Genomic DNA, 22,648 nt, shown 5'->3' with positions numbered 1-22,648 from the left:
GGCACTCTTTGGGTTCTTGCGTTCGTTCTCCTGCCCTTCCCCTCCTCTGCGGAAAGAAACGGCCCGGGGTCGGCCTTCCTATTCCGCTGCCATGAGGCTCGGCTGCGGAGCGTCCTTCCAAGGCGCGGTGGTCTTCCCCCAGATCGGGGAGTTAATCGCCATGTCCATGTCGCGGGCGAAGATCGCGAAGCCGTCATAGCCGTGGTAAGGACCCGAGTAGTCCCAGGAATGCATTTGGCGGAACGGCACGCCCATTTTTTGGAAGACGTATTTTTCCTTGATACCGGAGCCGACCAGGTCTGGCCGGATCTTTTCGACGAAGCGCTCGAATTCGTAGCCGGTGACATCGTCGTAGATCAGCGTGCCATCTTTGACGTAGTGCTGGGCGGTGCGTTGGTAGTCATCGTTATGCCCGAACTCATAGCCCGTGCCGACAACATCCATGCCGAGGTCCTCATAGGCGCCGATGACGTGGCGAGGACGTAAGCCGCCGACGAACAGCATTACCGTCTTTCCTTCAAGCCGCGGCCGGTATTTCGCGGTCACAGCATCGACAAGCGGTTGATATTTCGCGATGACGCGTTCGGCGCCTTGCTTGATCTTGTCATCGAAGAAGCTTGCAATTTTTCGCAGCGACTCCGCGATTTTGGAAGGACCGAAGAAGTTGTACTCGCACCAGGGAATCCCGAATTTTTCCTCCATGTGCCGTGAGATGTAGTTCATCGAGCGATAGCAATGCAGTATGTTGAGCTTTGCCTTCGGCGTCGCCTCCAATTCAGCGAGAGATCCATCCCCGGACCACTGGGCGATTACGCGTAGGCCCATTTCTTCCAGCAGGATTCGTGACGACCATGCGTCGCCGCCGATGTTGTAGTCGCCGATGATCGCAACATCATATGGCGTCGGTTCAAATTTAGGGCTGGTCTCTGGGGCGCTCTTGTCAAAGATCCAATCCCGAACGGCGTCGTTCGCGATGTGATGGCCGAGCGATTGCGACACGCCACGGAAGCCCTCGCACCGCACAGGCACAATGGTTTTGCCGCCATATTCCTTCGACTTTTCTCGGGAGACCGCCTCGATATCGTCACCGATCAAGCCAATCGGACATTCGGACTGAATGGTGATGCCCCTGTTGAGAGGAAATAGCTCCTGGAGCTCATCGATGAGTTTCGTGACCTTTTTATCGCCGCCGAACACGATGTCCTTCTCCTGAAAATCGGAGGTGAACTGCAGTGTCACGAACGTGTCGATGCCGGTCGTCCCGACGTAGTAGTTGCGCCGCGAGCCCCACGAGTACTGACCGCAGCCGACCGGACCGTGGCTGATGTGGATCATGTCCTTGATGGGTCCCCAGACCACGCCCTTGGAGCCCGCATAGGCGCAGCCGCGGATGGTCATCACGCCGGGAATGGACTTGATATTCGACTTGACGCCACAATCCGACTTCCCCGCCTCGTGAACACTGAGATGCTTGGCGCGCCTTTTGGCGGTCTTCTCGGGGTAGACCGTCAACACCTCATCGATTAGCTGCTTGTTGCGCGCCTTGATCTCTGCAACGCTTTGGGTAGGTGCTCGGCTCATACAGGTTTCCTTTTCGATTGTGGTCTCAACAAGAAGCGACGCTTTTGCGGTCGACCGACGGATTTCCGATCCGGCGTTCAGGTAAGCGTGCAATCTGCGTGGGCGGTCCTACCGATCGCAACTTCGCGACGTTCATGCCGCAGCGGTCGTTCACGATCATGTAGCTCATCTCGGCTGAGCGGTTAGGAGCGTCATGTGTGACGCTGTCTATCGATGACCAAGACGCTTCTCGGTGAAGTCATGCCTGCTCTCCAGCGGTTGGTCATATCGGCTTCTTTATTCACTCGCGTGCGATCACGGGGCATGTCCCTGTGCATGGGATGCAAAGGACTAACAGCCGCCTCCTGCGCAGGGGTCTGCAACGAGTGTGCCAGCGCCGGTTGAATAAAAAAAGCAACGTTTATAGAGCTAGATAGCTGCCGGATGCGGATTGTTATAAACCTGACCCTGTCTGCCACCAACAAGCGTAGCCGCAACGCCCTGTCTGAAACAAAACAATCGGATACGCTCTGCACCAGCGGCGTGGCTGGAGTCTGGCCGCGCCGACGTCACTCCAATGCGCAGCCTTGCTTCGTACGCGCCGATCCAACGATCGCAAACACCATCCGTTCGAAGCGGATTTCAGCGCGGTTAGATGTGCCCATCGTGCTCGCGATCCCACCCCCAGCAAGAATCGCATCGAGCGCTCCACCACCTGCTGCAGATGTCTCCACAAGAACTCAGTTGCCCAGCAGCAGTCCTCTCCCATTTCCGCATGGTCTCTCGCTCCGACGTTCTTTTATTTGATACTGCGGAGAGGCGCGCTCGGAGGGGCGAACAGCTGACGCCGTGGAGAGCACGTAAGCTGATCAATTCCCAAGCAGCGCGGTAGCTTAAACTCCGCAAACGGTCACCCTGGGCTTGCCCGGATTTGAACTTGCCGGCTACGACACAGGGCGCTTCCGCATCAAACAATCTGCAGCTTTTGCGTTCGGCGTAGTTCGACAAAGGGGAACATCGGATTCTGACGCGTCAGACAGTTTGAGCGAATTCACGGAAAGGCCGGCAGCTTCGCAAGTGTCGGCAGTCGAGATAAGGCAGGTCGAATGCGGACCACTGGTCGATTTATCCTTTCTCGTTCCAGGACAGGATCGAAATTCCTTACGCTTACCTCCGTTGCGTGGTGTATCAATCGCCATTGAAACCAGTTTTGCTAACGCGCTCCGCCAGCCTTTTTGCAGAACAGCGCGCCGATGGTCCACTTGAACGGTATTTTTCTTGCCCAGGTAATTTATGGTAAAAAGGGCCAAGACCTCGGACCGAAGTGCTCAGGTGCGGATTTCACGCATTGCAACGTTCGTAAATTGGTGCATCACCACTGTTCCGGCGGTAACAGCGCTTGGGTTCATGGGACTTGCGCTCAAGGACATACCCATCACGGCGCTGTCGAATGCAAATCCTGAGATTATCCAGGTTGCCATTCTGAGCGTTTATATTTCGTGCTGGGCTTACGGGACCAGCATCGACACGAAAATCCAGGGTGGAATCTATGCGGACGACCCACAGGGAGGACGTGTCCGGACCGGATCAATTGCTGCTGTCGCCTTTCTCGCGGTTGTTTCAGTCATTTTGCGTCCTGAATGAGATGGAGGAGAAGTTCACGTTAGAACCGGCCATCGGGCGTGAGGGATCCCGAAAGCCCAGGGGTCGGCGCCGGCGTTCTTCAAGATGATCAGCTTCGGCTTCCGTGACGGACCCTGTTCGTCGATGCCGCGCTTCGCGAGGAATATGAACGGCTCCACTTCGAAAATCGACGCCGCCACAGATCGGTTACTTGCCGCATTGAAGCTCGAGGGAGGGACGAAGAAAGTATCGCCCAATCGCTCATCTTGAACATCACCGAGCACCGGCAGTTCGGGATCGGACTCATCGCTGCCATCGTCGCGCTTTCCGCTTTGATCCGCATGTCCGTTGGACTGGTTGGAATGATTCCACTTGGTACCTTCTGCCAACCATCATCGCCTTCTAGGTTCGGCATCACTACGCCTGGGGCCATCCTGAACCTCGTCTTTGGCTTGACCGCGCTCAGCTAAATTGATTCTCCGTGTCAGTGCCGATTGTCCTCGAAATCCGCATTGGACGCCATGTCACGGGATTCGGTACTTGGGCTGGCGAAGACTCCAGCCGGGATCCCGCTCTAACGATGTCTGCCCTCTGGATGGAAGATGCCCGTCATGCAAGCGGAGATCATCTCCTCCGAATCGATCGCTCTGCCTCGCGCGCCTTTCGCTTCTGTAGGGACGAGTTGGCTGCTGCACTAAGCCGCCGCGTCGGTTCACGACCTAGCGTTAGACCCGTTAATCTTCCCTTTTGAGCTTCTCGCGCTCCTGCTGAAGCGCTTCGGTCTCTCGGGCGACCTCGCGTCCTTCGCCCAGTTGTTCCTGGAAACGCTGGCGGGCCTCGGCGAGAACAGCGGGGGCGAAGGATTCAGTCAACCGAATCTCGATTGCAGATTGGGCACTGCAGGGTGAGTTCATGGGCCCTTTTGCCGCCGTCGGGTTAGGTGTCATGAACCCTCCATTTCGGCAGCTCTTAGGCCCGAATAAACGTGATCCGGCCCCCTTCGCCACGCTTCCGATGTGGCTTTATCTTTATTTCGACGTCCTGATCGAACGCCGCCAGCATGCGCAGCAGCTTCTCCACGGAAACCAACTTGAACTGCCCTTGAAGCAGCTTGGAGATGTTGGGCTGCTTCACGCCGACGAGCTTCGCGGCTTCGGTCTGAGTGATCTCCCGCTCCGCCATCAACCGCTTCAGTGTACAATGAGGGCTGCCTTGAGTTGGTACTCGTCCGCGTTCGGGAGGCGGTTGGCGGGCAACTTCTTCCTCGTGCTCATGATCGGGCTGCGTTTGTTCCGTGTTGATAGCTTCCGCGTCGCGCAGGCGCTGCCATGCGAGGCCAGATCGTCCCATATGCGGATCGGCGGCCAAAAGAGCTGCTGATCGGACCGCGTGAAGGTCAATTTGAACGCTCTACGCGCTCGAGTGCCTTCGGAGTCTTGGCTTAACCTGTTGCGGGTGTGCTCGTCTTGGGGGACGGCATATATCGGCCGGGGACCACATATGTGTGTGCTTAAGAGTATGGACAGTATTCGTGTGCACGCGCCTGCGGAATTCAGCGTAAGACACGCGTCACTTCCATAGAAGAGATTCTGGCCAGTCTGTGAACTCCAACTCGAAGCTACGTAGGCCGGTGGGTTTTGTCGTGAATTTAAGAGTCTTCCCTGAAAGGTCGGCCAATGAACCAGATGCGAATGTGAAAACTGTCGTGCCGGAAGTTGCGACCCCAATGCCTTGCTCGCCTTCCATGCTAGAGAAGTCGGTCGCCTCGGAGAGTTGCCCAAGTGCAACTCCCTCCAGCGCGTGGTGAAATTCCATGGAGGCCAAGTATGTCCCTTTGTCAGCAGCCCACTCGCTGACCGACACTGCTGTGATCCCCGCGTCGGTCAAGAGACCACCTTCGATCCGGCAGCCATATTGAACGGTGAGAATAATCCGCTCATTCCGAACTCCGGCCGGCTCTCGATCGGCGGCAGTGATCGTGCACGCGTACCGCCTTGTTTCCGCAACCGCCCCCATGCCTAGCCCGATCCACTCGAGAGCGGAACATAGTACAAAAGCGAGAGCGGGTCTTATCATTCGACTGCACCTGATCTGAAAAATCGTTCCCTGCTCTGTACAATCTGACGCTACGGGCGATTCAAGCTCCTTCGATCGCTCTGCCGGATCAACGTTACTCAGGTGACTGCGGTGTCGCAGAAGCGAGGCGACGCAGTGCCCTTGGATGGGGCCGGAACGATTTCAATGTCGGTGCGCAGCGGGCAGCACGTCGGTGAACCAAGGCTATGGGCCGAGCTTTTCAGGTCGGCGGCGGCCATGAGAGGCGCGACGGCCCGCGGCGCCGGGGCGCTACATTCCTGACCCAGGCGCAGGCGCTCTGTGAGCGGACGCTATTTAACGCGGAATGCTCCCGCGGCACAGGTCCCAAAATTTTGCTTCACAATCTCAATGTAAAAGGAAACGTGGCCGAGACGAGCCGTTCAAAGGCAGACTGCCGCTCAAGCAGACGCTCTTCGAGCATCTTACGCTGGAGATCATCTAGCTCGCTTTGAAGCCTTCTGCGACAACGCCAAATGTCATTCCGTACGGATCTGATCTCATTCAAGCGATCGTCAATCGAAGCCATCACGGATACCGTATCCAACTTGAACCAGCCATGGACAAGTGCTCAATCACGTCCTTCCTCGCTAAGCCGCCGATAGATCTCAGGACTTGGGCCATCTGCGGACATGATGTCACGATCTCCTCCCAGCGTGTCCTCTTGTATCGGCGTCTTTCAACGCAAGAGCACGAAGTAGCGGTTGCTCCTGCAGAAGTTCAGCTTATTCTGCCCTCACCGCGCAGGATTTCAAAAGCTAGCAGCAGCCCGTGAGTGGGCCGACTAGGTAATCCAACCAACACCCGCCGGATCACGGGGTCACACTCTGGGCAGCCGCGCCTTTCAGACTTGAGCACGGCAATTGCCATGCCAGCGAACCTCAGGTGGAATTGAAACAAGCCATGTTCGGTTCGGAGGCTCGTCCTTTACGAACGAGCCGGGCTTCGCGGCGGCGGCGCGCCAGAGCGGCCCGGATATGAGTCGGAGAGGCTTCAGTCGGCAGGGCTCGGCGAAATCGTGAACGATGCGCACCGCCGGGCGCCTCGGCTCAGTGTCTCGGCCAGCTGCGTAGGTCTTGTTACCGCCGTTCCCGCGTGCGGCCGGCAAGCTGGCAAGCGAACTTCACCACAAGCATCTGCGATCACCTCTAGCCGGGCCTGGCGCCTTGTAGCATCTGTGACACTGAATGTAGTGATCAAACCAAGACATCCGCCTTTGTTTGTTCCTCCGGACCCGTTCTACAACTAAATCAGCAACTTGCATCTCGGACGCAACTGGCATCGCAGTTGCTAATTGTCCAACCACACCGTGAGCGCTGAGCGCGGCCAGCGGTGCAAGACGGATACATCAACTTTGCGGGAGCGTATTGGCCACCCAATCGCTCGATGGAGCACCGATGCGGCCACCGGACAGCTTACTGCTTGCGGCACACTTGTTGTTGTCAGATCGACCTTCACGCCGAACGTTGAGGCGCTAGTCTGATCGACCAACAGAAAGGCCGCGATCTAAGCTCAAAGCGAACTCGCGAATCACATAAGCCCCTCAAGCCCGTGCGTGAACGCCGGCGGCGAGCTCCTCAGAGTCGTACATTTTTGATGCAGCCTCGCTTCAGAGGATCCGCTGCATGCTGCGCCGGACCCTCGAGGAGCGCGTGGCATCGCTTTCGACTGTTTCCTTTTCTAACAATCAGAACTAATGAGGCGGTGTATGAACATGTCGATCCCGGAGCTTCGGGTTGTCGCTGAAGCATCTATTTTAGCTATTGGGCTGCTGATGTCGTCAGGAGCTAACGCCGACGATGATCTGATGAGAAACGCCAAGCAGATCTTCCATCCAATCCCCTCGGTCATTCCTGCGGTAAAAAACAATCCGGTGACGCATGGAAAGGTGGAGCTTGGCAAGATGCTGTTCTTCGATCCGCGGCTATCGGCGAGCGGGGTCATTAGCTGCAATACGTGCCACAATCTCGGCACCGGCGGAGTCGATGCCGGTCCGACCTCCGTTGGTCACGGCTGGAAGGTCGGCCTGCGCCGGGCCCCAACTGTCTACAACGCAGTGTTCAATGCGGCGCAATTTTGGGACGGACGCGCCGCGGACCTCAAGGCGCAGGCCACCGGCCCGGTGCAGGCGAGTGCCGAAATGAATGCGACTCCAGATCATGTGCTCGGTATCTTGAACTCAATGCCCGGCTATGTCGTCTTGTTCAAGAACGCTTTTCCGAACGAAGCGAGGCCGGTCACCTTTGAAAATTTTGCGAAGGCGATCGAGGCTTTTGAAGCGACTCTCATTACACCTGCGGCTCCATTCGATCAGTATCTGGAGGGCAATACACATGCCCTCGATGATCAGCAGAAGTCAGGGTTGGCACTGTTTATGGCGAAGGGATGTTCCTCTTGCCACAATGGTATCAATCTCGGTGGACAGGCCTACTTCCCGTTCGGCGTGATGAAAAAGCCGGACGCAAGCGTGCTTCCGGACGCCGATAAGGGCCGGTTTGCGGTCACCAGGGCGGTCGGCGACGAATATGTCTTCCGCGCGGCGCCATTGCGAAACGTCGCGTTGCGAGCCCCTTACTTTCATTCGGGACAGGTTTGGAGCCTGAAGCAAGCTGTTGCCCTGATGAGTGAAATCCAGCTCGGCACCAAGCTTAGCGATAGAGAGGAAAACGACATTATCTCATTTCTGAATTCGCTGACCGGTCGGCTGCCTAAGATCGAATATCCGATACTGCCGACGCGCACCAACACGACACCAAAGCCTTCAATAGACAGATAGCCTTAGCAGCACCGGCCTCATGCCCTGCCGAACAGCAACAGATGCGCTCCAAGAACCCGGGGTCCCGCAATGACGCCAAAATGAATGATCCCCTGCTGTCACTGATAAGCAGGCACATAAAAAGCCGCCCGGCCTCAATGCGAGGCCGGGCGAAAGTCACGCGGGAGCGACGCTGCTTTCCGCATCGTTCCAGCTTTCGTCGGTAGGGAGGACTACCGGCGATCGACTTACGACGAGGGCACTCGCCGTCAAACAACAAGAAGCGGATATCGCTCTGCACAAGTTAGCGAGCCGCTTGCCTTCCGCTCCTGTCGTAAACTTCAGGACTTGCTCACCACTTGCCAGCTGTCCGGTTGGCACGGGCAGCGCCTTGACGGAGCTGGGATCCATCGCGCAGGCGGTTTGACTGCCGAGCCCTGAAACTCAACCGTCAGTTTGCCGTCACGCGCCAGTATTTTGGCACCGCCGAATACCAGCAAATCTTCCCGAAGACCGCGCGAAGGCGCAAATTAGGTATGAAATTCCGCAAGGGCGGTAAAATAGATTGTTGTGATGGGACGCATCCATGGGATGGATAAATGAAGCGATAGGATCGTGGTTCGCGTCGAGCGCAAGTGACTGGGAATATGTCACCTAATCGGTATGGCCGGCATGCGGTCGTCCGCCGGATTCGAGCTTGTCGCCGCTGTATGCGATCGCCTCCGCCGGGGCAAACCGGCATTCGTAGGCGCTGGAAACTTTGGAAGCTCGCAAGGTTATCGCGAGCTCCCAAAGCGCGTTCATCTTATTCACAGATAGGTTGGCGACACGCTCCGTACGATCATGCCTCGGCCCGCAACTCGCGTGCGGCGGCCACCATATTGACGAGCGCGGGACGCACCTCCTCCCATCTTCGAGTTTTCAGTCCGCAGTCGGGATTGATCCAGAGCTGCCGATCGGAAACCCGCTGCCGCGCCAACACAATCAGCTGCTTGATCTCGGCTGCTGCGGGAATGCGCGGTGAATGAATGTCATAGACGCCCGGCCCGATTTCATTAGGATATTTGTAGCTCTTGAAAGCGTCGAGCAATTCCATTTTGGAGCGCGACGCCTCGATTGAAATGACGTCGGCATCCATTGCTGCGATCGCATCGATGATTTCGTTGAACTCGGAATAGCACATGTGCGTATGGATCTGAGTTCCGTCAGCGACAGCGGAGGAGCAAACACGGAAACTGTCCACTGCCCAATCTAGATAGTCCTTCCACTGCGATTTGCGCAGTGGCAATCCCTCCCGCAACGCAGCCTCGTCGATCTGGATCATGGTCGCTCCAGCCGCCTCAAGGTCGATGACCTCGTCTCGGATCGCGAGAGCGATCTGTCGGCATGTCTCGCTCCGCGGGATGTCGTCACGGACAAACGACCAGTTCAGGATCGTCACCGGTCCGGTCAGCATAGCCTTGACGGGTTTTTTGGTCAGAGACTGCGCATGTCGCCACCATTTAACGGTCATGGGCTTCGGGCGGGAGACATCTCCAAACAGGATAGGAGGACGAACGCACCGCGAGCCATAAGACTGAACCCAGCCGTGCTTGGTGAATGCGAAACCCAACAGCTGCTCGCCAAAGTATTGAACCATGTCATTGCGCTCGAACTCACCGTGTACGAGCACGTCCAGGCCGATATCTTCCTGCCAATGCACGGTATGGGCTGTCTCCGCTTTCAGAAGCTGCTCGTACTGCGTGTCATTCAGCGCTCCCCGCGCATGAGCTGCACGCGCATTGCGGACGTCCGCCGTTTGCGGAAAGGATCCGATGGTTGTGGTTGGAAACATCGGCAATGCGAAGGCGACGCGCTGGACGTCGGCGCGCTGGGTGAACGCACTGCGACGGCGACGCATGCTATCGTCGATCGCGGCCATTCGTCCGGCGACGTTCGCACTGTGGATCTTCGGCGATGTTTCGCGGGTGACGGATGCATCCTCTGAGAGCGTGAGTTCATCGGTCACGTCGGCAGCATGGCCAGCCAGCGCTTTGCCCAATATCGAAAGTTCCTTGATCTTCTGCACTGAGAACGCCAACCACGTCTTCAGATTGGGATCGAGATCGATCTCTAGTTCAATGTCGGTCGGAACATGAAGCAGCGAGCAGGAGGGGGCAATCTGAACACGGTCCCTGCCCAGTTTTTTGACCATAGGAGCAAGTTGGTCGAGTAGCGCCGGCAGATTAGAGCGCCACACGTTGCGACCATCAACGACACCGAGCGAGACCACGAGATCTCTACCTGCTCTGGCGACAATCGCGTCCAACTGGTCAGGTGCACGAACCAGGTCGACATGAACCCCGGCAACGGGCAAGGCCAAGACTGTTTCAAGATTGTCGCCGACACCCCCGAAGTATGTGGCCACCATGATTTTAAGGGCCGGCACGGCCTTAGCGAAATGAGCATAGGCCCGGCGGACAGCGGCCCGAGATGCTTCGTCGACGTCCATCACTAGGCATGGCTCGTCGAGCTGAACCCATTCAGCGCCGCGCGAGGCTAGTTCGCGGAGAACATCGACATAGACGGGGAGGAGTCGATCAAGCAGCGACAGCGGATTGAATGCGGGATTTACGCTTTTGCCGAGCTTCAGGAAAGTGACTGGGCCCACTAGGACGGGCCGCGTCTGATAACCGAGGCTTCTTGCCTCCTCATATTCCTCGATCGGCTTCCGAGAGGCATACTTAAAGATCTGATCCTGGTGAAATTCCGGCACCATGTAGTGGTAGTTCGTATCGAACCACTTCGTCATCTCCTGTGCGGCTACGCCGGGCCCATGCTGAGCGTGACCACCGTCTTGAGCGCCACGCGCCATGGTGAAGTAGGTTTTAAGCGACACAGGACCTTCGTTCCAGCCGTAAACGTCGGGAATGGCGCCAACCATTAGGCTGGTATCGAGCACATGGTCGTAGAGCGAGAAGTCATTCGAAGGAATGACGGTCGCACCGCGGGATTTCTGCCGTGCCCAATTAGCGGCACGAAGTCCACTCCCCGCCTCGAGGAGCTCGGCTTCGCTGGATTTTCCCGCCCAGTAGCTCTCGAGTGCGAATTTGAGTTCGCGTCGTGGGCCGATGCGTGACGTCCCCAGTGTGGCAACGGGAAGCGAAAGGATTGACATAGCTTAGACCCCATGTTGGGGCAAAGGCCATGGCGGACGCAGACAGCGAACATCGCGTGAGCGACAACTGCTTGGCGCACACCGGGACGCCCCGCCCGTGGACGATATCTTGTCGAGGCAGGTCTCCTGGCTCACGGGTCGTCGCTGCTGTCCGGCCTTCCCGAAGCCGCATGGCTTCAGTGACTTCGTTGGACAGCGGCTCGCCGCTTACAGTTGCGGGGGCAGCGCCGGCATTGCACCGGCTTCCCTCTTAGCTCCGGATCAAACGAAATCCGGAGACCGCGACGGCTTGAAATTATGCGCACGAGGATCGATGCGTCAACCTACCGATTCTCGCTGCGACATTGCCCAAGCGATTACGAGCGCACTAGGCGGGTACGACGGTCTTGCTCGCGGCCTGGTGAACACGCCCTGATCCGTGGAGGCTCCGCTTGTGAAATGCATTCGCTCCCTGCTCGCGTAACGGTTGAGCTCCACCACCGGAACGAACCCGGGCCGCTTTCGGTATCTGTGTGATCGCGAGGAGGCGACCTTCCGTCAGCAGCTTTTCGAACCTGCGCGTCAGGAAGGTGCGATCATCCTCGGCCGGCATCCGTTTGGTCACAGCCCACGAGGCTCCCTAAAAATTTCGAAAGCCGGATTGCTCCAGGACCGCACGGATGATCAGGTCGGCTCCTTGGTGTTCGGCGGGCCCGCGACCAGGCACGAGGTCGACCGCTCCGTGAGGTTGGCCAAGATGATCTTCTCGGTGCACTAGGTGTTCACGTGCTGAGCGACTTTTGCGTCGGCTTCGATGCGTCGGTGGCCGCTCGACGCCGGTCTGCCTCGCCTCGACTCGCGGCGAGCGACGATAGGCCTTAACGCGGCCACTGAGCATCGAGGGCCTTGTCCTTGTTCGTGACAAATTCGACGGTGTCCTCCGACAGAGCCCTTTGAGGGGTTCCTCGGAGTCGCTCAGCGCCTTAAGCTCATAACGATGTTAATCGACCTCGATGCGCCCCATGCGGTCGTGGTCTCCTCAAGGTCCCACATCTACAACTTCGTTCGCGAAATCGAGCGATGAGGCCTTTTGGTCGCGGGCTGCCTATCCTGTCTTGGACGGGACACAGGTGTCAGGGACCGGACAGACCACCGCGCATTGCGGCGTGTCGCAATGGCCCTCGCACTCCGTACATTTTTTGGCATCGATAACGTAAATGTCGCGCTTCAGACTGATCGCCGCGTTGGGACACTCGAACTCACATGCGCCACAAACGGTGCATTGCGAAGCGACGATCTTGTAAGCCATGCCTTCCGACTCCTTAGGCGAGCGATGCCATGGGCGATCCCTTTCAAATGCCGTGCCAAACGCAGACGCGCTCAATGTTGGGCAATTTGCCCAATTCGGCTGTCCCGGGTCTGAGACCATGTTGCATCTGCGACAGCAACAGGTCGCTTCAATTTCAGGCTACGAGCCCTCGGGCCCTCTTGCGAGAGTCAGTCGCGACTTGACGCTGGAAGCGTCCGTCGGTTTGTTTGGCACGTCAGCGCGGGGGCAAGCGAGGCTGACGCTTCCTCAACCGGCGACGGCAAAAACCGCCAACGGACGCAGGTCTACGTTGGATCTCGGCAAACCTCCGGTCACACACCCCGACTGGAGGTTTGTGCAAGCCTCGCTCATGGCTGCAACGCTAGCTGCGCGGAGGACTCGCTGGAGGCTTGCCAAAACGGGCTTGTGGTATAACAAGCTTCGGAGGGAAATGAAGTGGCGGCGGGACGAGCGACACTGGCCTTGCAGACCGAATTGCACTCAGCCTCATGCCTGGTGCCGAGTAGGCATGGCGGTGCTCGTGAGCGTCGCTTGGCCGCACTCAGCCACTCGCAACTATTTTAGACCAGCTGGAGCAGGGTTGAAAGATGACTGTGCAAATTGCTTCAGTGGCATGGCTTTTCCGAACAGATGGCCCTGCGCAAGGTCGAAGCCGAGTTCGGCCACGGCAATTAGGTCAGCCTGGCTCTCCACACCTTCGGCGACGGTGCGCACATTGTACTCTTTGGCTAGATCGACGATATGGCGGCACACCGTTCGCTTGAGGGGCCCATTCGCGCAGCCGCCGACGAACTGACGATCCACTTTCAATTTCATGAACGGGAATTTTGTCCTCCCCATCAGCTGCGGCCAATTGGCACCGACATTGTCGATTGCAAGGCCAATGTTGTGAAAGCGAACCTCACGCGCAACCTCGACCAGGAGATCTAGGTTCTGGATCGCTTCCACGCTCTCGATTTCAATCGTCAAACCGCCGAAAGCGGCGTGCGACGGCATGCGCCGACAGAGATCGCGTACTGCCTGCGGGTCAATCAGGAATGCTGCCGGGAGATTGATGGAGAGATCGATCGAAGTTTGCTGCTCCAGAAGATACTGCCAATCCTTGATCGCGCGGTCGATCACGAACTGCGACAAGTTCCTAAAATGCGGATCGTGAGGTTCCGGGATGAAATAGGCCGGTGGAACAACGCCCCAGGTCGGGTGCCGCATTCGCACATGCGCCTCGGCGCCGCGGCGGCTAAGGGTACACGCGTCAAACTTCGGCTCATACCAGAGCTCAAGCCAGCCAGCGTGTAAGGCTTCTCCGACATGGACCGCGGGACGGGGCGCCGGCTCTCTTGGCAAGAGCATGCCGATCCGATCGCGCAACGTCTCGGCTGCAAACGGCGCCCTGAGCGGCGGCAGCATAGCAAGTCCATATTCACTGCCGACCTGCTGCACTGCCGCCATGATGATCGACTCGCGCGCTCCGAACGCCAGCACTCGGCCTGCAAATTCTTCGCGCACCAGTATCTCGAGCAATCGTCCAGGCTCGATGCGGTCCGAGCCAATGCCGAGCAGGATCAGATCAGGGAACTCCGTGCGGAGTACATGCGGCAACTCATCAGCAGTCCTGCATTCGCTGATAACAAATCCCATATCCTCCAGCACATCCCGTAGAAAGGCGCGCAGATGCCGCTTGCCGACGGCCAGGCATGCCCGCGGCCGCACCTTACGTTGCCCGAAGATTACAGGTTTCCGTCTGACCAGTTCGGCCTGCCCATGTTCCATCGCAACCACTCCCGTTCCGTGACGGTGCCTTAAACGAGGAGCGAAGGTCCAAACAAGCTGTGCTTCCCGATATCTTTCGATTGTTCGAGATAAGCTTAAGATAGTGCATTAGTGTGCAAAATCTTTCGCGATCTTGCTCAGACGATTTTATCGGGCGCACGCGTATGATACCTGTCGCGCTTCGCGCAACTTTGTACGATGTCGTACGCGAGGTGGGAATCTCTCCTTCGGACGGACCGAGCTGACGCTCTATGGCGCTGCGATCATCGTGGCGCACGATTTATTGAATAGAGTAGTTCGTGAGCGACGATCGGCAATCACTCTTACGAACGTTTGATCGACATGACCGGCGTGTGCCGTTTGGTGATTGTTTTCCAATCGAAGGCAGCCCATCATGAGTTCGCAGCTGCTCAAGCCGCAGTCGATTCTGAGAACGGCAATGGCTTGCAATTACCTCAGCTCTGTTGCCTATAGCGAGTGTGGACGTGCTGCTTCCTACCGAGCCAGATAGTTGCTCTCAATTGCGTTTTCTGTATCCTCCTGAGCATGAATTTCCTCTAGAGGGCTCGGTCAGGTGTTCGTGTTGGCGCTGAAGGGCGAGGCACGTCCAGCGCGGGCACGGCTTTGCGCAAGAGCGTGCCAGGAGATGAGAACGCGGTCGCAAAAGCGGTCGAAGAGCTACTTTCCGAGTTAGGTGGCCTCGGACCGGAGTTCAGCCTTCGAGGCGCGAAGCAGGCGGCGTTGCGCCTGATTCAGGATCCCGGGCAGGGCTTCATTTTTGTCGTCGAGGAACAAGGCACCGGGCAGATTGTAGGGGTAGCTAGCATCTCGGCCGTACAGGCCGTGAGAGCAGCCGGAGCGTACGGCGTGCTTCAGGAGCTATGGATTTCTCGTGACTTCCGCAGCTCTGACTGCGGTCGGCATCTGCTCGAGGCGGTAGATTCGGAGGCGAAGCGACGCGGCTGGCAGATGATTGAGGTTGCGTTGCCTCCGGATGGCTATCCGGCCCTAGAACGGGTACGCCACTTCTACGAGGAGAGGGGATATCGGGTTGGAGGATTGCGCGCGCGCAAGAGGCTCTGACAGTGGTACGACCTCTGCGCCACACACTTAAAGCGCTCCTGGGCTAGCGTGCTATCGGTAAAGTCCTTCACGCAGTCAATCCTGGGCTTGTTGCTTCTCAAAACGAACGCTTCACGCGTGCGTCGCGGCCCAGCATGATCGAGAACCTTTGACGCTGATGCGGTGCTGACTCCCACCGCGAGCGGTTACCTCTTCGGCCTTCTTGGCGAGAACGTTCAAAAATATCAGCGATCAATCATTCTGCATTGTGGGAAGCGATACCGCGACCCGCCCGACCAAAAGGCGACAGGTCGGCTGCGGCCCGTCGCGGGCGAAGCCCGACCCAGCCTTACGAATCGTTCGTTTGCGCTTCCCATGCAGTGCGATTTACTGGCTCTGGCTTGAGATCACCCACACAAACGCCATCCATTCGTCACCAATTACATTCTCTCGGCAACTGGCCAGCCAGTCGTCTACCAGTCTCATTTCCTGCATCTTGGTGCGGCGGACCGGCGCGTGAAAGGATTCCGCACCACCTTGCCACTCCTGCTGGCGAATTTCGAGGAAGGTGCGCGAGATCAGCCATCACACTGATCCGGTAGAGGATTCCGTAATGAGCAATGTGCCGAGTGCCGCGTCCAATACGACATTCGTGCAGCTCCCCCATGCGCAGGACTGGATGCAAGCGGACCGCTTCGCCGTTTGGCGCCAATACGAAAACGTGGGCCGAGGGAATCATGCGCGACAAAGAGCCGCCCTTTTTTGATCGACCGTCAGTCCGTCAGGACCGCTCGTCGCGAAGAACCAGCTGAATCGTCCGACTTTCCCCACGCCATCACGCATCAGCGGTACATGCCAGATGCTATTGTCGCGCGTCATTGCAACGAACAATACGGTCTCGTCCGAACTGATCAGGCCATTCGGGCCCGGGCCATTAGAAATCAAGCAATGATCCGGCCGTCAGGGCAAAGTCGAAATACCCGGCCGGTCCGATCGTGCAATCCAGTCTGGCCCTGATCGGTGAAATAGATGTCGCCTTTGGTCGCGATATGCAGGTCGTTGCAGCCTCTGAAGGACTCGGAATTGCGGTGGCCCAGCAACGGTCGGATGGTCCCTCTCTGTGGATCGAGCTCCAGGAGACCGTTGATATAGTCGGACACGAGCACCCGGCCGTCCGGAGCAACCTTCAGACGTTCGGCCAGCCGTCGTATTCGATGATCAAAGACCAGACGCCCTCCGGTGAAATCCGGAAATGCAGCCGAAGGGGATGTCGACGACATAGAGATTCCCGGACTGGTCGAACGACGGTCCCTCGATGAAACAATCTACTGGATATGCCCCGCGGTTCGCGTCTGCCCATTCCGAAGAAACAGCCGGGCGACGAAACTCCGCCGGCATCGACGAGAACACGCTAACCTCCATCAGCTTGGGCGGGTTTTCGAGATGCTCATGATGCGCCTTCGAGCCTGCGACGCGGCTGGCCCTCGTATTTGTAGCCGAACTGCTTGGGCATCGGGCCCTTGTTGCGATCGTTGCGCCCAGTTTGCTCCCAGGCGTGAGCCAGGATTCCGACCGCGCGCGACAAGCAGAAGACCCCCCGCGCGAGCGGAGAGGCGAAGCCCAGTTCGCCGTAAATGACCGCGGTCGCGCCATCGATGTTCATCGGAATGAGCTTGCTCTTGCGCTGTTGCATCACCCGCTCGATCGCGCGAGCGGCCTTGGCATAATCGCCGCCGACACTGCCCTCGTCAGCTGCGGCATCCACCAGCGCCAATAGCGGGGCCGCGCGCGGGTCGACTGGATGAAACCGATGGCCAAAGCCCGGCAGATATTTGCTGCGGGTTGCGGTGAAATGGTCGATTGCAGCGCCAGCGGCCTGCTCGATCTCTCGCCCTTGGCGCCGTCGCAGCACATCCTCGTAGAGTTCGATAGCCTGCTCCCCTGCTCCGCCATGCACGTCATCGAGCGTGTTGATTGCCGAGGCCATTGCGCCATTCAGGGGCAGGCCGCAGCTCACCGCCATTTGGGCAATTGCAATGGAGGGCGCGTGCGGACCGTGGTCAACGGATCCAACCAGCGCAGCTTGCAGCAGCTGCTCCTGTGCTGGCGTCGGCAGATTGCCACGTAACATCAGCCAAATCATGGCGGGAAAAGAAACGCGGCCTATCAAATCTTCAATTGGATAACCCCGATAGGCGATGCGACCTGGCGCGATATCGCAAATGGAGGTTCGCCACCAACTGGCCGCTTGCTGTCTCAGTTCTTCTTCGCTCATTTCCGCTTCCGTCCTTTCAACCTGCCGATTGCCAACCGACGCAAGCCGTCGGATGTCATGATATCGGTCCGTCCGTGGCTGCGCGGACGGGCAGGAAATCAGCCTCTCCTTGCTTTGGCCTCCCGACGGCTCGGCTTGAGACTAGTTGCTCAACCTCCGCATACGAATAGCCGAGCCGCTGCAGCCATCGCTCAGTGTCTGCTCCGAGCGTCGCAGGTGGTGAAGGCACCGAAAACTCCTCATCCAGCCGGAACCCCGGCCGCGTGATTCGTAACGGCTGCGCATCGTCTTGTTCTGGCGCCAAAGTCTCGATGAATCCGCGCTCAACGACCTGTGGCTGCTGCAACACTTGCGAGACCGTCAGCACACGGCCGGCAGGGACACCAGCCAAGTTCATTTGGGCCTCCCATTCCTCAGCGGGCTTGCAACTCAATGCCTTGTTCAACTCCGCGCTCAGCGTAGCGCGGTTCACCTTGCGCATCTCGCGTCCAGCAAAGCGTGGATCCGTCTTCAGGTCCGGTCGGTCGATCAGGTCGCATAGGGCTTGATACTGCTTCTGCTCGTTGGCGGAAATGTTCAGCGGGCCCGTTGCGGTGCGGAACGTGCCGGAGGGAGCCGCGGTAAAGTTCTCGTTGCCGATGGGCTGCGGCTCGATCCCGGCGTTCAGGTGGTTGGAGACGACCCATCCCATCGCCGCAATGGTGGCCTCGAGCAGGGACACGTCGATGAACCGACCCCGTTGCCTATGCCGCTGGTCGACCAGAGCCGCGGCGATAGCAAACGCAGCAGTCAGTCCCGCAATCGTGTCCGAGATCGGAAAGCCCGTGCGCAGGGGAGCCGAGGCTATATCGCCGGTGACGCTCATGGCTCCGGAGAGACCCTGGACGATCTGGTCATAGGCCGGACGGGCGGACCACGGTCCGCTCTGCCCAAAGCCGGAGATCGCGCAGTAGACCAGACGCGGGTTCAGCCTGACAAGCACATCAAAGCCGAGGCCAAGGCGTTCCATCACCTTCGGCCGGAAGTTTTCGAGCACCACGTCGGCTTCCTTGACCAGTCGCAAGAACACCTCGCGGCCCGCTTCCGATTTCAGGTCCAGTGCAATCGATTGCTTGCCGGCGTTCACAGCGACAAACGAGAGTCCCTGCAGGCGCTCCGCTCTTTGCGGATCCGCGCCGAGGCGCCGCGCCAGGTCGCCGCCGTTCGGATTTTCCACCTTAATGACCTCCGCGCCAAGGCGCGCAAGATGGTAACCGCAGAACGGACCCGCCAACACGTTTGACAGGTCGAGAACGCGGATACCGGTTAGCGGCAGAGACATCTGAAGAGCCTTCTTGTAGGTGATCCGATAGCGAGCGCTTAGTACGCAACTTATTTCAGTTGCTGCGCAGCACGTTCCGCGAATCGATTCGTGAAGGTCTTGATCAGGTCGATCTTTGCGGCTGCGATCTTCGGATCAAAGTCGCCTAGGACAGCCAGCGGGATCTTGGCCGCCTCGATGTCCATCTGACCTGTTGGCGAGAACAGCGCTTTCGACGCGTTCATGATCTCGATGTTCACCTCGCGATTGTCGGTCTTGTATGCAGGAGGCATCGCGTCGACGAGTTGTTCCGTCGACGCCGTGTTGATCCAGCGGTGGGTTTTGAGCAAGGCGTTGACGAGGCGCTGGACCGTTTCTGGATTTTTGTCGATGAAAGTCTGCTGCAGGTAGAGACAGGCGGTCGGATAGATTCCGCCAAAGGCCTGTTTTGAGCCTTCGAGTGTGCGCGCGTCGAACAGCGGCGTCGCACTCTTTTTGCGCGCGAGAAGGGTCGCAATCGGGTCGAAATAGACGAGCGCGTCGATATTCCTGGCCTCGAGTGCCACCATACCGGGTGCCCCGCTGCCGACCGCGATAATGTTCACGTCGCGCGGACCCAACCCAGATTTCTTGATGTAGTAGCGCGCCATGGTGTCGGTCGATGACCCCGGCGCCGTGATCCCGAGCTTGAGGCCCTTCAGGTCGGCACCGGACTTGACCTTGTCAGCGAGGCCGCTGCGGATACCGAGCAACACGCCGGGAATGTCATTGAGCAGGAACACGCAGGAAATCTGTTTGCCCTGCGCCTGCATCTGAATGGTGTGATCGTAAAAGCCGACTGTCCCGTCCACCGAACCGCCGACCAGCGCCTGCAAAGCCTTCGAACCACCGGCCTGGAAGTTTTCGACGGTCACCTCAAGGCCCTGGTCCTTAAACGAACCGAGCTTCACACCAAGCTCGAGAGGCATATAGTTGAGGATCTGTGATCCCACTGCGATCTTCAATTTTGTCTTCTCGGGCTCGGCGGCATGCGCTGAAATGAGCGGCAATACAGCTGCCGCGATAACCACCATCAGTCTCGGAAAAGCGTGCATGGGAACCTCCGTGAGAATGGGAGCGCTACGATCAAACTTCGTGGGCAGGTGCCGGCCGCCAGACCAGCAGCCGCTTTTCCACCCGGTCGACGATGGCATCGAGCGCGATGACGAAGGCGGAGAGGACGATGATCCCTGCGAAGACACCGGTGGCATCAAGGACGCCCTCGGCCTGCGCAATCAGGTGCCCCAATCCTGCGGACGAACCGAGATATTCGGCGACCACCGCTCCCATCACGGCCATGCCGACAGATACCCGCAGACTCGACAGGATCCACGTGGTGGCGGACGGCAGGTAGACGTGGCGCAGCAGCGAGGACTTCGATGCACGCAGCAAGCGGGCATTCGCGAGCACGACCGGATTGACCTCGCGGACCCCCTGAAACGTGTTGAAGAATGCGACAAAGAGGACCAGCGTTACCCCGAGCGCGACCTTGGAGGTGAGCCCCAATCCGAACCAGATGACGAAGATGGGTCCTAGCAAGATGCGGGGGATCGCGTTGAACATCTTGATAAAGGGCTGGACCACCTCGGCCGCAAACGGGCTTAAGCCGAGCCAGATACCAAGCGCGGTGCCGATCCCGATCCCAACCAGGAAAGACAGCACCGTCTCCAGCAGTGTTGTCCCAACATCGGTCCAGAAGTCCGATGTTGACATCCACTCGCCTATTCTTGCGACAAGCGTCGATGGTGCCGGAAAGAAGAAAGGATCGATCAGCCCGACCCTCACACCCAGTTCCCAGATCAGGATCACACCGAGGACGATGGCGAACTGCGTGAGAGCAACCTTACCCCTGCGCATAGCTTTTCTCCACTTCGGCGCCGAGCAGCGACCAGATTTCACGATAGAGCGCGACGAATTCATCCGTGGTCTGGAGTGCCAAGACGTCGCGTGGACGGGACAGCGTGATCCTGACATCGCCAACCATGCAGCTGGCAGGACCGGCAGACATCACAACGACGCGGTCCGCCAGCGTGATCGCCTCATCGAGATCATGGGTGATAAAGACGAGGGAGCGCCGGTCCGCCTGCCATAGCTCGAGCAGGATGCGATGCATGAGGCGGCGCGTGTGAACGTCCAGCGCGGAGAAAGGCTCATCCATCAGGACGATCTTCGGCTCCATGATCAGGGTCTGGGCCATGGCAACGCGCTTGCGCTGGCCTCCGGATAATTGATGCGGATAGCGCTCCTCGAACCCCTTCAAGCCGACCTTGGCGAGCCAGGGCCGCGCCTGCTCGCGCGCCTTTGCGATCGAGCTTCCCTGAAACACCAGCCCGAGGCCGACATTGTCCTGGGCTGTTTTCCAGGGCAGCAGCCCTTCCTGTTGCAGCATGTAGCCGGACTGACCGTTCAGGCCCCTAAGCGATTTGCCGAAAATGCGAACCTCGCCGGCGGCCGGCTTCAGCAGTCCGGTGACAGTATTGAGAATGGTCGATTTTCCGCAGCCGGTCGGCCCGACCACTGCAACGAATTCGGTTTCGCCGACCTGGAGGTTCATGCTTTTCACGGCGGTGAAGTCGCCGAAGCGAATCATCACGTCGCGCAGGTCGACGGCAAGTGCCGGCTGCCCTTCCATTGTTTCGCTCCGCAGAACCTGTTCTAAGCCTCAAAACAGGTAAATGGCGCTACATCCGGAGTCAATTGCATTCTGCAACATAGAACCCAGATGAGCATTGAATACTGGACTTTCTATCCATTCTGGATATCTGTTCTGCACGACAGAACACGAGGACTGTATCAATGGCAAAGACTGGGGTTGATGCGGTCGGGCGCGCCCTGGCGATCCTCAAGGCCTTCGGCGCTGAGCGAGCAGCCATGACGCTGACCGAGATTGCCGAGGCGACCGACTTCTACAAGAGCACGGTCCTTCGCCTTGCCGCATCCCTGGAAGCGGACGGATTCCTGGTGCGGGGGACCGACCGGCTATTTCGACCCGGACCGGAGCTATGGCGCCTTGGGGCGCTCTATCAGCGTGGGCTGGACCTCGGTGACCTGATCAGACCCTCGCTCCATCGTCTGGTCGAAGCAACCGGAGAGACCGCATCCTTCTACATCGCGGAGGGCGACGAGCGCATTTGCCTTTATCGCGTTAATTCTCCGCGTTCCGTCCGGCATCACCTCGAAGAAGGACAACGATTGCCGATTGATCGCGGCGCTGCGGGCCGCGTTCTTACCGCTTACCGCGATTTTGCATTCGCTGATGGAAAGAAGATCAGAGATCGTGGCTTCTACGTCTCGATCGGCGAGCGTGATCCTGAGGTTGCGGCCGCAGCGGTGCCCGTAATCGATGTCTATGGCAAATTGCGGGGCGCGCTCTCAGTCTCCGCCATTCGCACTCGCTTTGATGCAGATGCTCGGAAATCTGCCGTTGAAGTGCTGAAGTCCGAGGCTAAAGCGCTGATTGGTTTGCTGCCTGCAACTGAGCGCTGAGCTACATGGCAGCGTTCTGTTTATAACGCACAGCTCGGCGGGTGCCGCAATGGCCTCTCCTGAGCGTAGCGCGCATTTCTCGCATTGTTGAGGCCTGCAGATCATCCTCGATCTCGACGCCACCCATCCCTACAGAAGCCGCTGTCGCGGCGTGCGTGGCGAGGTGGCGTAGATCGCCTCCTGCTGAGAGGATGTGGGTGTTGGAGCCCCCCTCAGAC

The 22,648-nt window shown here is 58.4% G+C and carries 18 protein-coding genes and 1 riboswitch; of the genes, 4 read left to right on the top strand and 14 right to left on the bottom strand.

Features of this window, described 5'->3' with window-relative positions; all coding sequences use genetic code 11:
• Nucleotides 1-78: 78 nt before the first annotated feature.
• Nucleotides 79-1,581, bottom strand: a complete 1,503-nt coding sequence (nifD, locus tag AC0L3U_RS14560) for a nitrogenase molybdenum-iron protein alpha chain (protein ID WP_007600010.1) — start codon at nt 1,579-1,581, stop codon at nt 79-81.
• Between the two features lie 1,311 nt (nt 1,582-2,892).
• Here nifD and AC0L3U_RS14555 point away from each other — a divergent pair.
• Nucleotides 2,893-3,204, top strand: a complete 312-nt coding sequence (locus AC0L3U_RS14555) for a hypothetical protein (protein WP_219682845.1) — start codon at nt 2,893-2,895, stop codon at nt 3,202-3,204.
• A 14-nt stretch (nt 3,205-3,218) separates the two neighbouring features.
• On the opposite strand, the gene AC0L3U_RS14550 is transcribed toward AC0L3U_RS14555, so the two are convergent.
• The 4 genes from AC0L3U_RS14550 to AC0L3U_RS14535 all read right to left on the bottom strand — a co-directional run bounded on the left by AC0L3U_RS14550 (nt 3,219) and on the right by AC0L3U_RS14535 (nt 5,070).
• Complete coding sequence (locus tag AC0L3U_RS14550; protein ID WP_219682846.1) at nt 3,219-3,572, bottom strand: hypothetical protein; 354 nt, start codon at nt 3,570-3,572, stop codon at nt 3,219-3,221.
• Between the two features lie 345 nt (nt 3,573-3,917).
• Nucleotides 3,918-4,055, bottom strand: a complete 138-nt coding sequence (locus AC0L3U_RS14545) for a hypothetical protein (RefSeq protein ID WP_219682847.1) — start codon at nt 4,053-4,055, stop codon at nt 3,918-3,920.
• Nucleotides 4,056-4,152: 97 nt separating this feature from the next.
• Nucleotides 4,153-4,551: a helix-turn-helix domain-containing protein gene (locus tag AC0L3U_RS14540; RefSeq protein ID WP_246648982.1), complete on the bottom strand. Its 399-nt coding sequence runs from the start codon at nt 4,549-4,551 to the stop codon at nt 4,153-4,155.
• A gap of 201 nt (nt 4,552-4,752) precedes the next feature.
• Entirely contained in the window at nt 4,753-5,070 is a 318-nt protein-coding gene (locus AC0L3U_RS14535) for a hypothetical protein (RefSeq protein WP_259217595.1), read from the bottom strand.
• Nucleotides 5,071-6,985: 1,915 nt separating this feature from the next.
• Between AC0L3U_RS14535 and AC0L3U_RS14530 the strand changes: the two genes are divergently transcribed.
• Nucleotides 6,986-8,053: a cytochrome-c peroxidase gene (locus AC0L3U_RS14530; protein WP_219682848.1), complete on the top strand. Its 1,068-nt coding sequence runs from the start codon at nt 6,986-6,988 to the stop codon at nt 8,051-8,053.
• Nucleotides 8,054-8,873: 820 nt separating this feature from the next.
• On the opposite strand, the gene metE is transcribed toward AC0L3U_RS14530, so the two are convergent.
• The 3 genes from metE to AC0L3U_RS14515 form a co-directional block, all read right to left on the bottom strand.
• Complete coding sequence (gene metE / locus AC0L3U_RS14525) at nt 8,874-11,189, bottom strand: 5-methyltetrahydropteroyltriglutamate--homocysteine S-methyltransferase (protein ID WP_259217598.1); 2,316 nt, start codon at nt 11,187-11,189, stop codon at nt 8,874-8,876.
• Nucleotides 11,190-11,288: 99 nt separating this feature from the next.
• Nucleotides 11,289-11,488: riboswitch (cobalamin riboswitch) on the bottom strand.
• 785 nt (nt 11,489-12,273) lie between these two features.
• Nucleotides 12,274-12,477 (bottom strand): 4Fe-4S binding protein, encoded by a 204-nt coding sequence (locus AC0L3U_RS14520; protein WP_007600001.1) that lies wholly within the window; start codon nt 12,475-12,477, stop codon nt 12,274-12,276.
• 576 nt (nt 12,478-13,053) lie between these two features.
• Complete coding sequence (locus AC0L3U_RS14515) at nt 13,054-14,268, bottom strand: EAL domain-containing response regulator (protein ID WP_259217602.1); 1,215 nt, start codon at nt 14,266-14,268, stop codon at nt 13,054-13,056.
• Between the two features lie 624 nt (nt 14,269-14,892).
• On the opposite strand from AC0L3U_RS14515, the gene AC0L3U_RS14510 reads away from it, so the two are divergent.
• Nucleotides 14,893-15,351 carry a GNAT family N-acetyltransferase gene (locus tag AC0L3U_RS14510; protein ID WP_259217603.1) on the top strand — a complete coding sequence of 153 codons (459 nt, stop codon included), beginning with the start codon at nt 14,893-14,895 and terminating at the stop codon, nt 15,349-15,351.
• Nucleotides 15,352-16,271: 920 nt separating this feature from the next.
• Here AC0L3U_RS14510 and AC0L3U_RS14505 read toward each other — a convergent pair.
• From AC0L3U_RS14505 to AC0L3U_RS14480, 6 genes are all read right to left on the bottom strand, one after another.
• A complete protein-coding gene (locus AC0L3U_RS14505) occupies nt 16,272-16,610 on the bottom strand; it encodes an SMP-30/gluconolactonase/LRE family protein (RefSeq protein ID WP_310473285.1) in 339 nt (112 codons plus the stop codon).
• A 167-nt stretch (nt 16,611-16,777) separates the two neighbouring features.
• Nucleotides 16,778-17,605, bottom strand: a complete 828-nt coding sequence (locus AC0L3U_RS14500) for a citryl-CoA lyase (protein ID WP_259217604.1) — start codon at nt 17,603-17,605, stop codon at nt 16,778-16,780.
• Nucleotides 17,606-17,660: 55 nt separating this feature from the next.
• Complete coding sequence (locus AC0L3U_RS14495) at nt 17,661-18,926, bottom strand: CaiB/BaiF CoA transferase family protein (RefSeq protein WP_259217605.1); 1,266 nt, start codon at nt 18,924-18,926, stop codon at nt 17,661-17,663.
• 50 nt (nt 18,927-18,976) lie between these two features.
• Nucleotides 18,977-19,999 carry an ABC transporter substrate-binding protein gene (locus AC0L3U_RS14490; RefSeq protein WP_259217606.1) on the bottom strand — a complete coding sequence of 341 codons (1,023 nt, stop codon included), beginning with the start codon at nt 19,997-19,999 and terminating at the stop codon, nt 18,977-18,979.
• A 31-nt stretch (nt 20,000-20,030) separates the two neighbouring features.
• Nucleotides 20,031-20,801, bottom strand: a complete 771-nt coding sequence (locus AC0L3U_RS14485) for an ABC transporter permease (protein WP_259217608.1) — start codon at nt 20,799-20,801, stop codon at nt 20,031-20,033.
• Nucleotides 20,788-21,576 (bottom strand): ABC transporter ATP-binding protein, encoded by a 789-nt coding sequence (locus AC0L3U_RS14480; protein WP_259217610.1) that lies wholly within the window; start codon nt 21,574-21,576, stop codon nt 20,788-20,790. Before AC0L3U_RS14480 ends, AC0L3U_RS14485 begins: the two co-directional genes overlap by 14 nt.
• A 164-nt stretch (nt 21,577-21,740) precedes the next feature.
• Between AC0L3U_RS14480 and AC0L3U_RS14475 the strand changes: the two genes are divergently transcribed.
• Nucleotides 21,741-22,430 (top strand): IclR family transcriptional regulator, encoded by a 690-nt coding sequence (locus AC0L3U_RS14475; protein WP_259217612.1) that lies wholly within the window; start codon nt 21,741-21,743, stop codon nt 22,428-22,430.
• Nucleotides 22,431-22,648 lie beyond the last annotated feature (218 nt).

Source organism: Bradyrhizobium sp. Kon69 (assembly GCF_055807515.1).
Note: the sequence above shows the minus strand (reverse complement) of the source record. Positions and strands in the feature narration are given on the sequence as shown.

Bases quoted from the DNA above. Each gene is read 5' to 3' on its own strand.
- nifD (WP_007600010.1), bottom strand. From the start codon at position 1,581: ATGAGCCGAGCACCTACCCAAAGCGTTGCAGAGATCAAGGCGCGCAAC.
- AC0L3U_RS14530 (WP_219682848.1), top strand. From the start codon at position 6,986: ATGAACATGTCGATCCCGGAGCTTCGGGTTGTCGCTGAAGCATCTATT.
- metE (WP_259217598.1), bottom strand. From the start codon at position 11,189: ATGTCAATCCTTTCGCTTCCCGTTGCCACACTGGGGACGTCACGCATC.
- AC0L3U_RS14520 (WP_007600001.1), bottom strand. From the start codon at position 12,477: ATGGCTTACAAGATCGTCGCTTCGCAATGCACCGTTTGTGGCGCATGT.
- AC0L3U_RS14515 (WP_259217602.1), bottom strand. From the start codon at position 14,268: ATGGAACATGGGCAGGCCGAACTGGTCAGACGGAAACCTGTAATCTTC.
- AC0L3U_RS14505 (WP_310473285.1), bottom strand. From the start codon at position 16,610: ATGTCGTCGACATCCCCTTCGGCTGCATTTCCGGATTTCACCGGAGGG.
- AC0L3U_RS14500 (WP_259217604.1), bottom strand. From the start codon at position 17,605: ATGAGCGAAGAAGAACTGAGACAGCAAGCGGCCAGTTGGTGGCGAACC.
- AC0L3U_RS14495 (WP_259217605.1), bottom strand. From the start codon at position 18,926: ATGTCTCTGCCGCTAACCGGTATCCGCGTTCTCGACCTGTCAAACGTG.
- AC0L3U_RS14490 (WP_259217606.1), bottom strand. From the start codon at position 19,999: ATGCACGCTTTTCCGAGACTGATGGTGGTTATCGCGGCAGCTGTATTG.
- AC0L3U_RS14485 (WP_259217608.1), bottom strand. From the start codon at position 20,801: ATGCGCAGGGGTAAGGTTGCTCTCACGCAGTTCGCCATCGTCCTCGGT.
- AC0L3U_RS14480 (WP_259217610.1), bottom strand. From the start codon at position 21,576: ATGGAAGGGCAGCCGGCACTTGCCGTCGACCTGCGCGACGTGATGATT.
- AC0L3U_RS14475 (WP_259217612.1), top strand. From the start codon at position 21,741: ATGGCAAAGACTGGGGTTGATGCGGTCGGGCGCGCCCTGGCGATCCTC.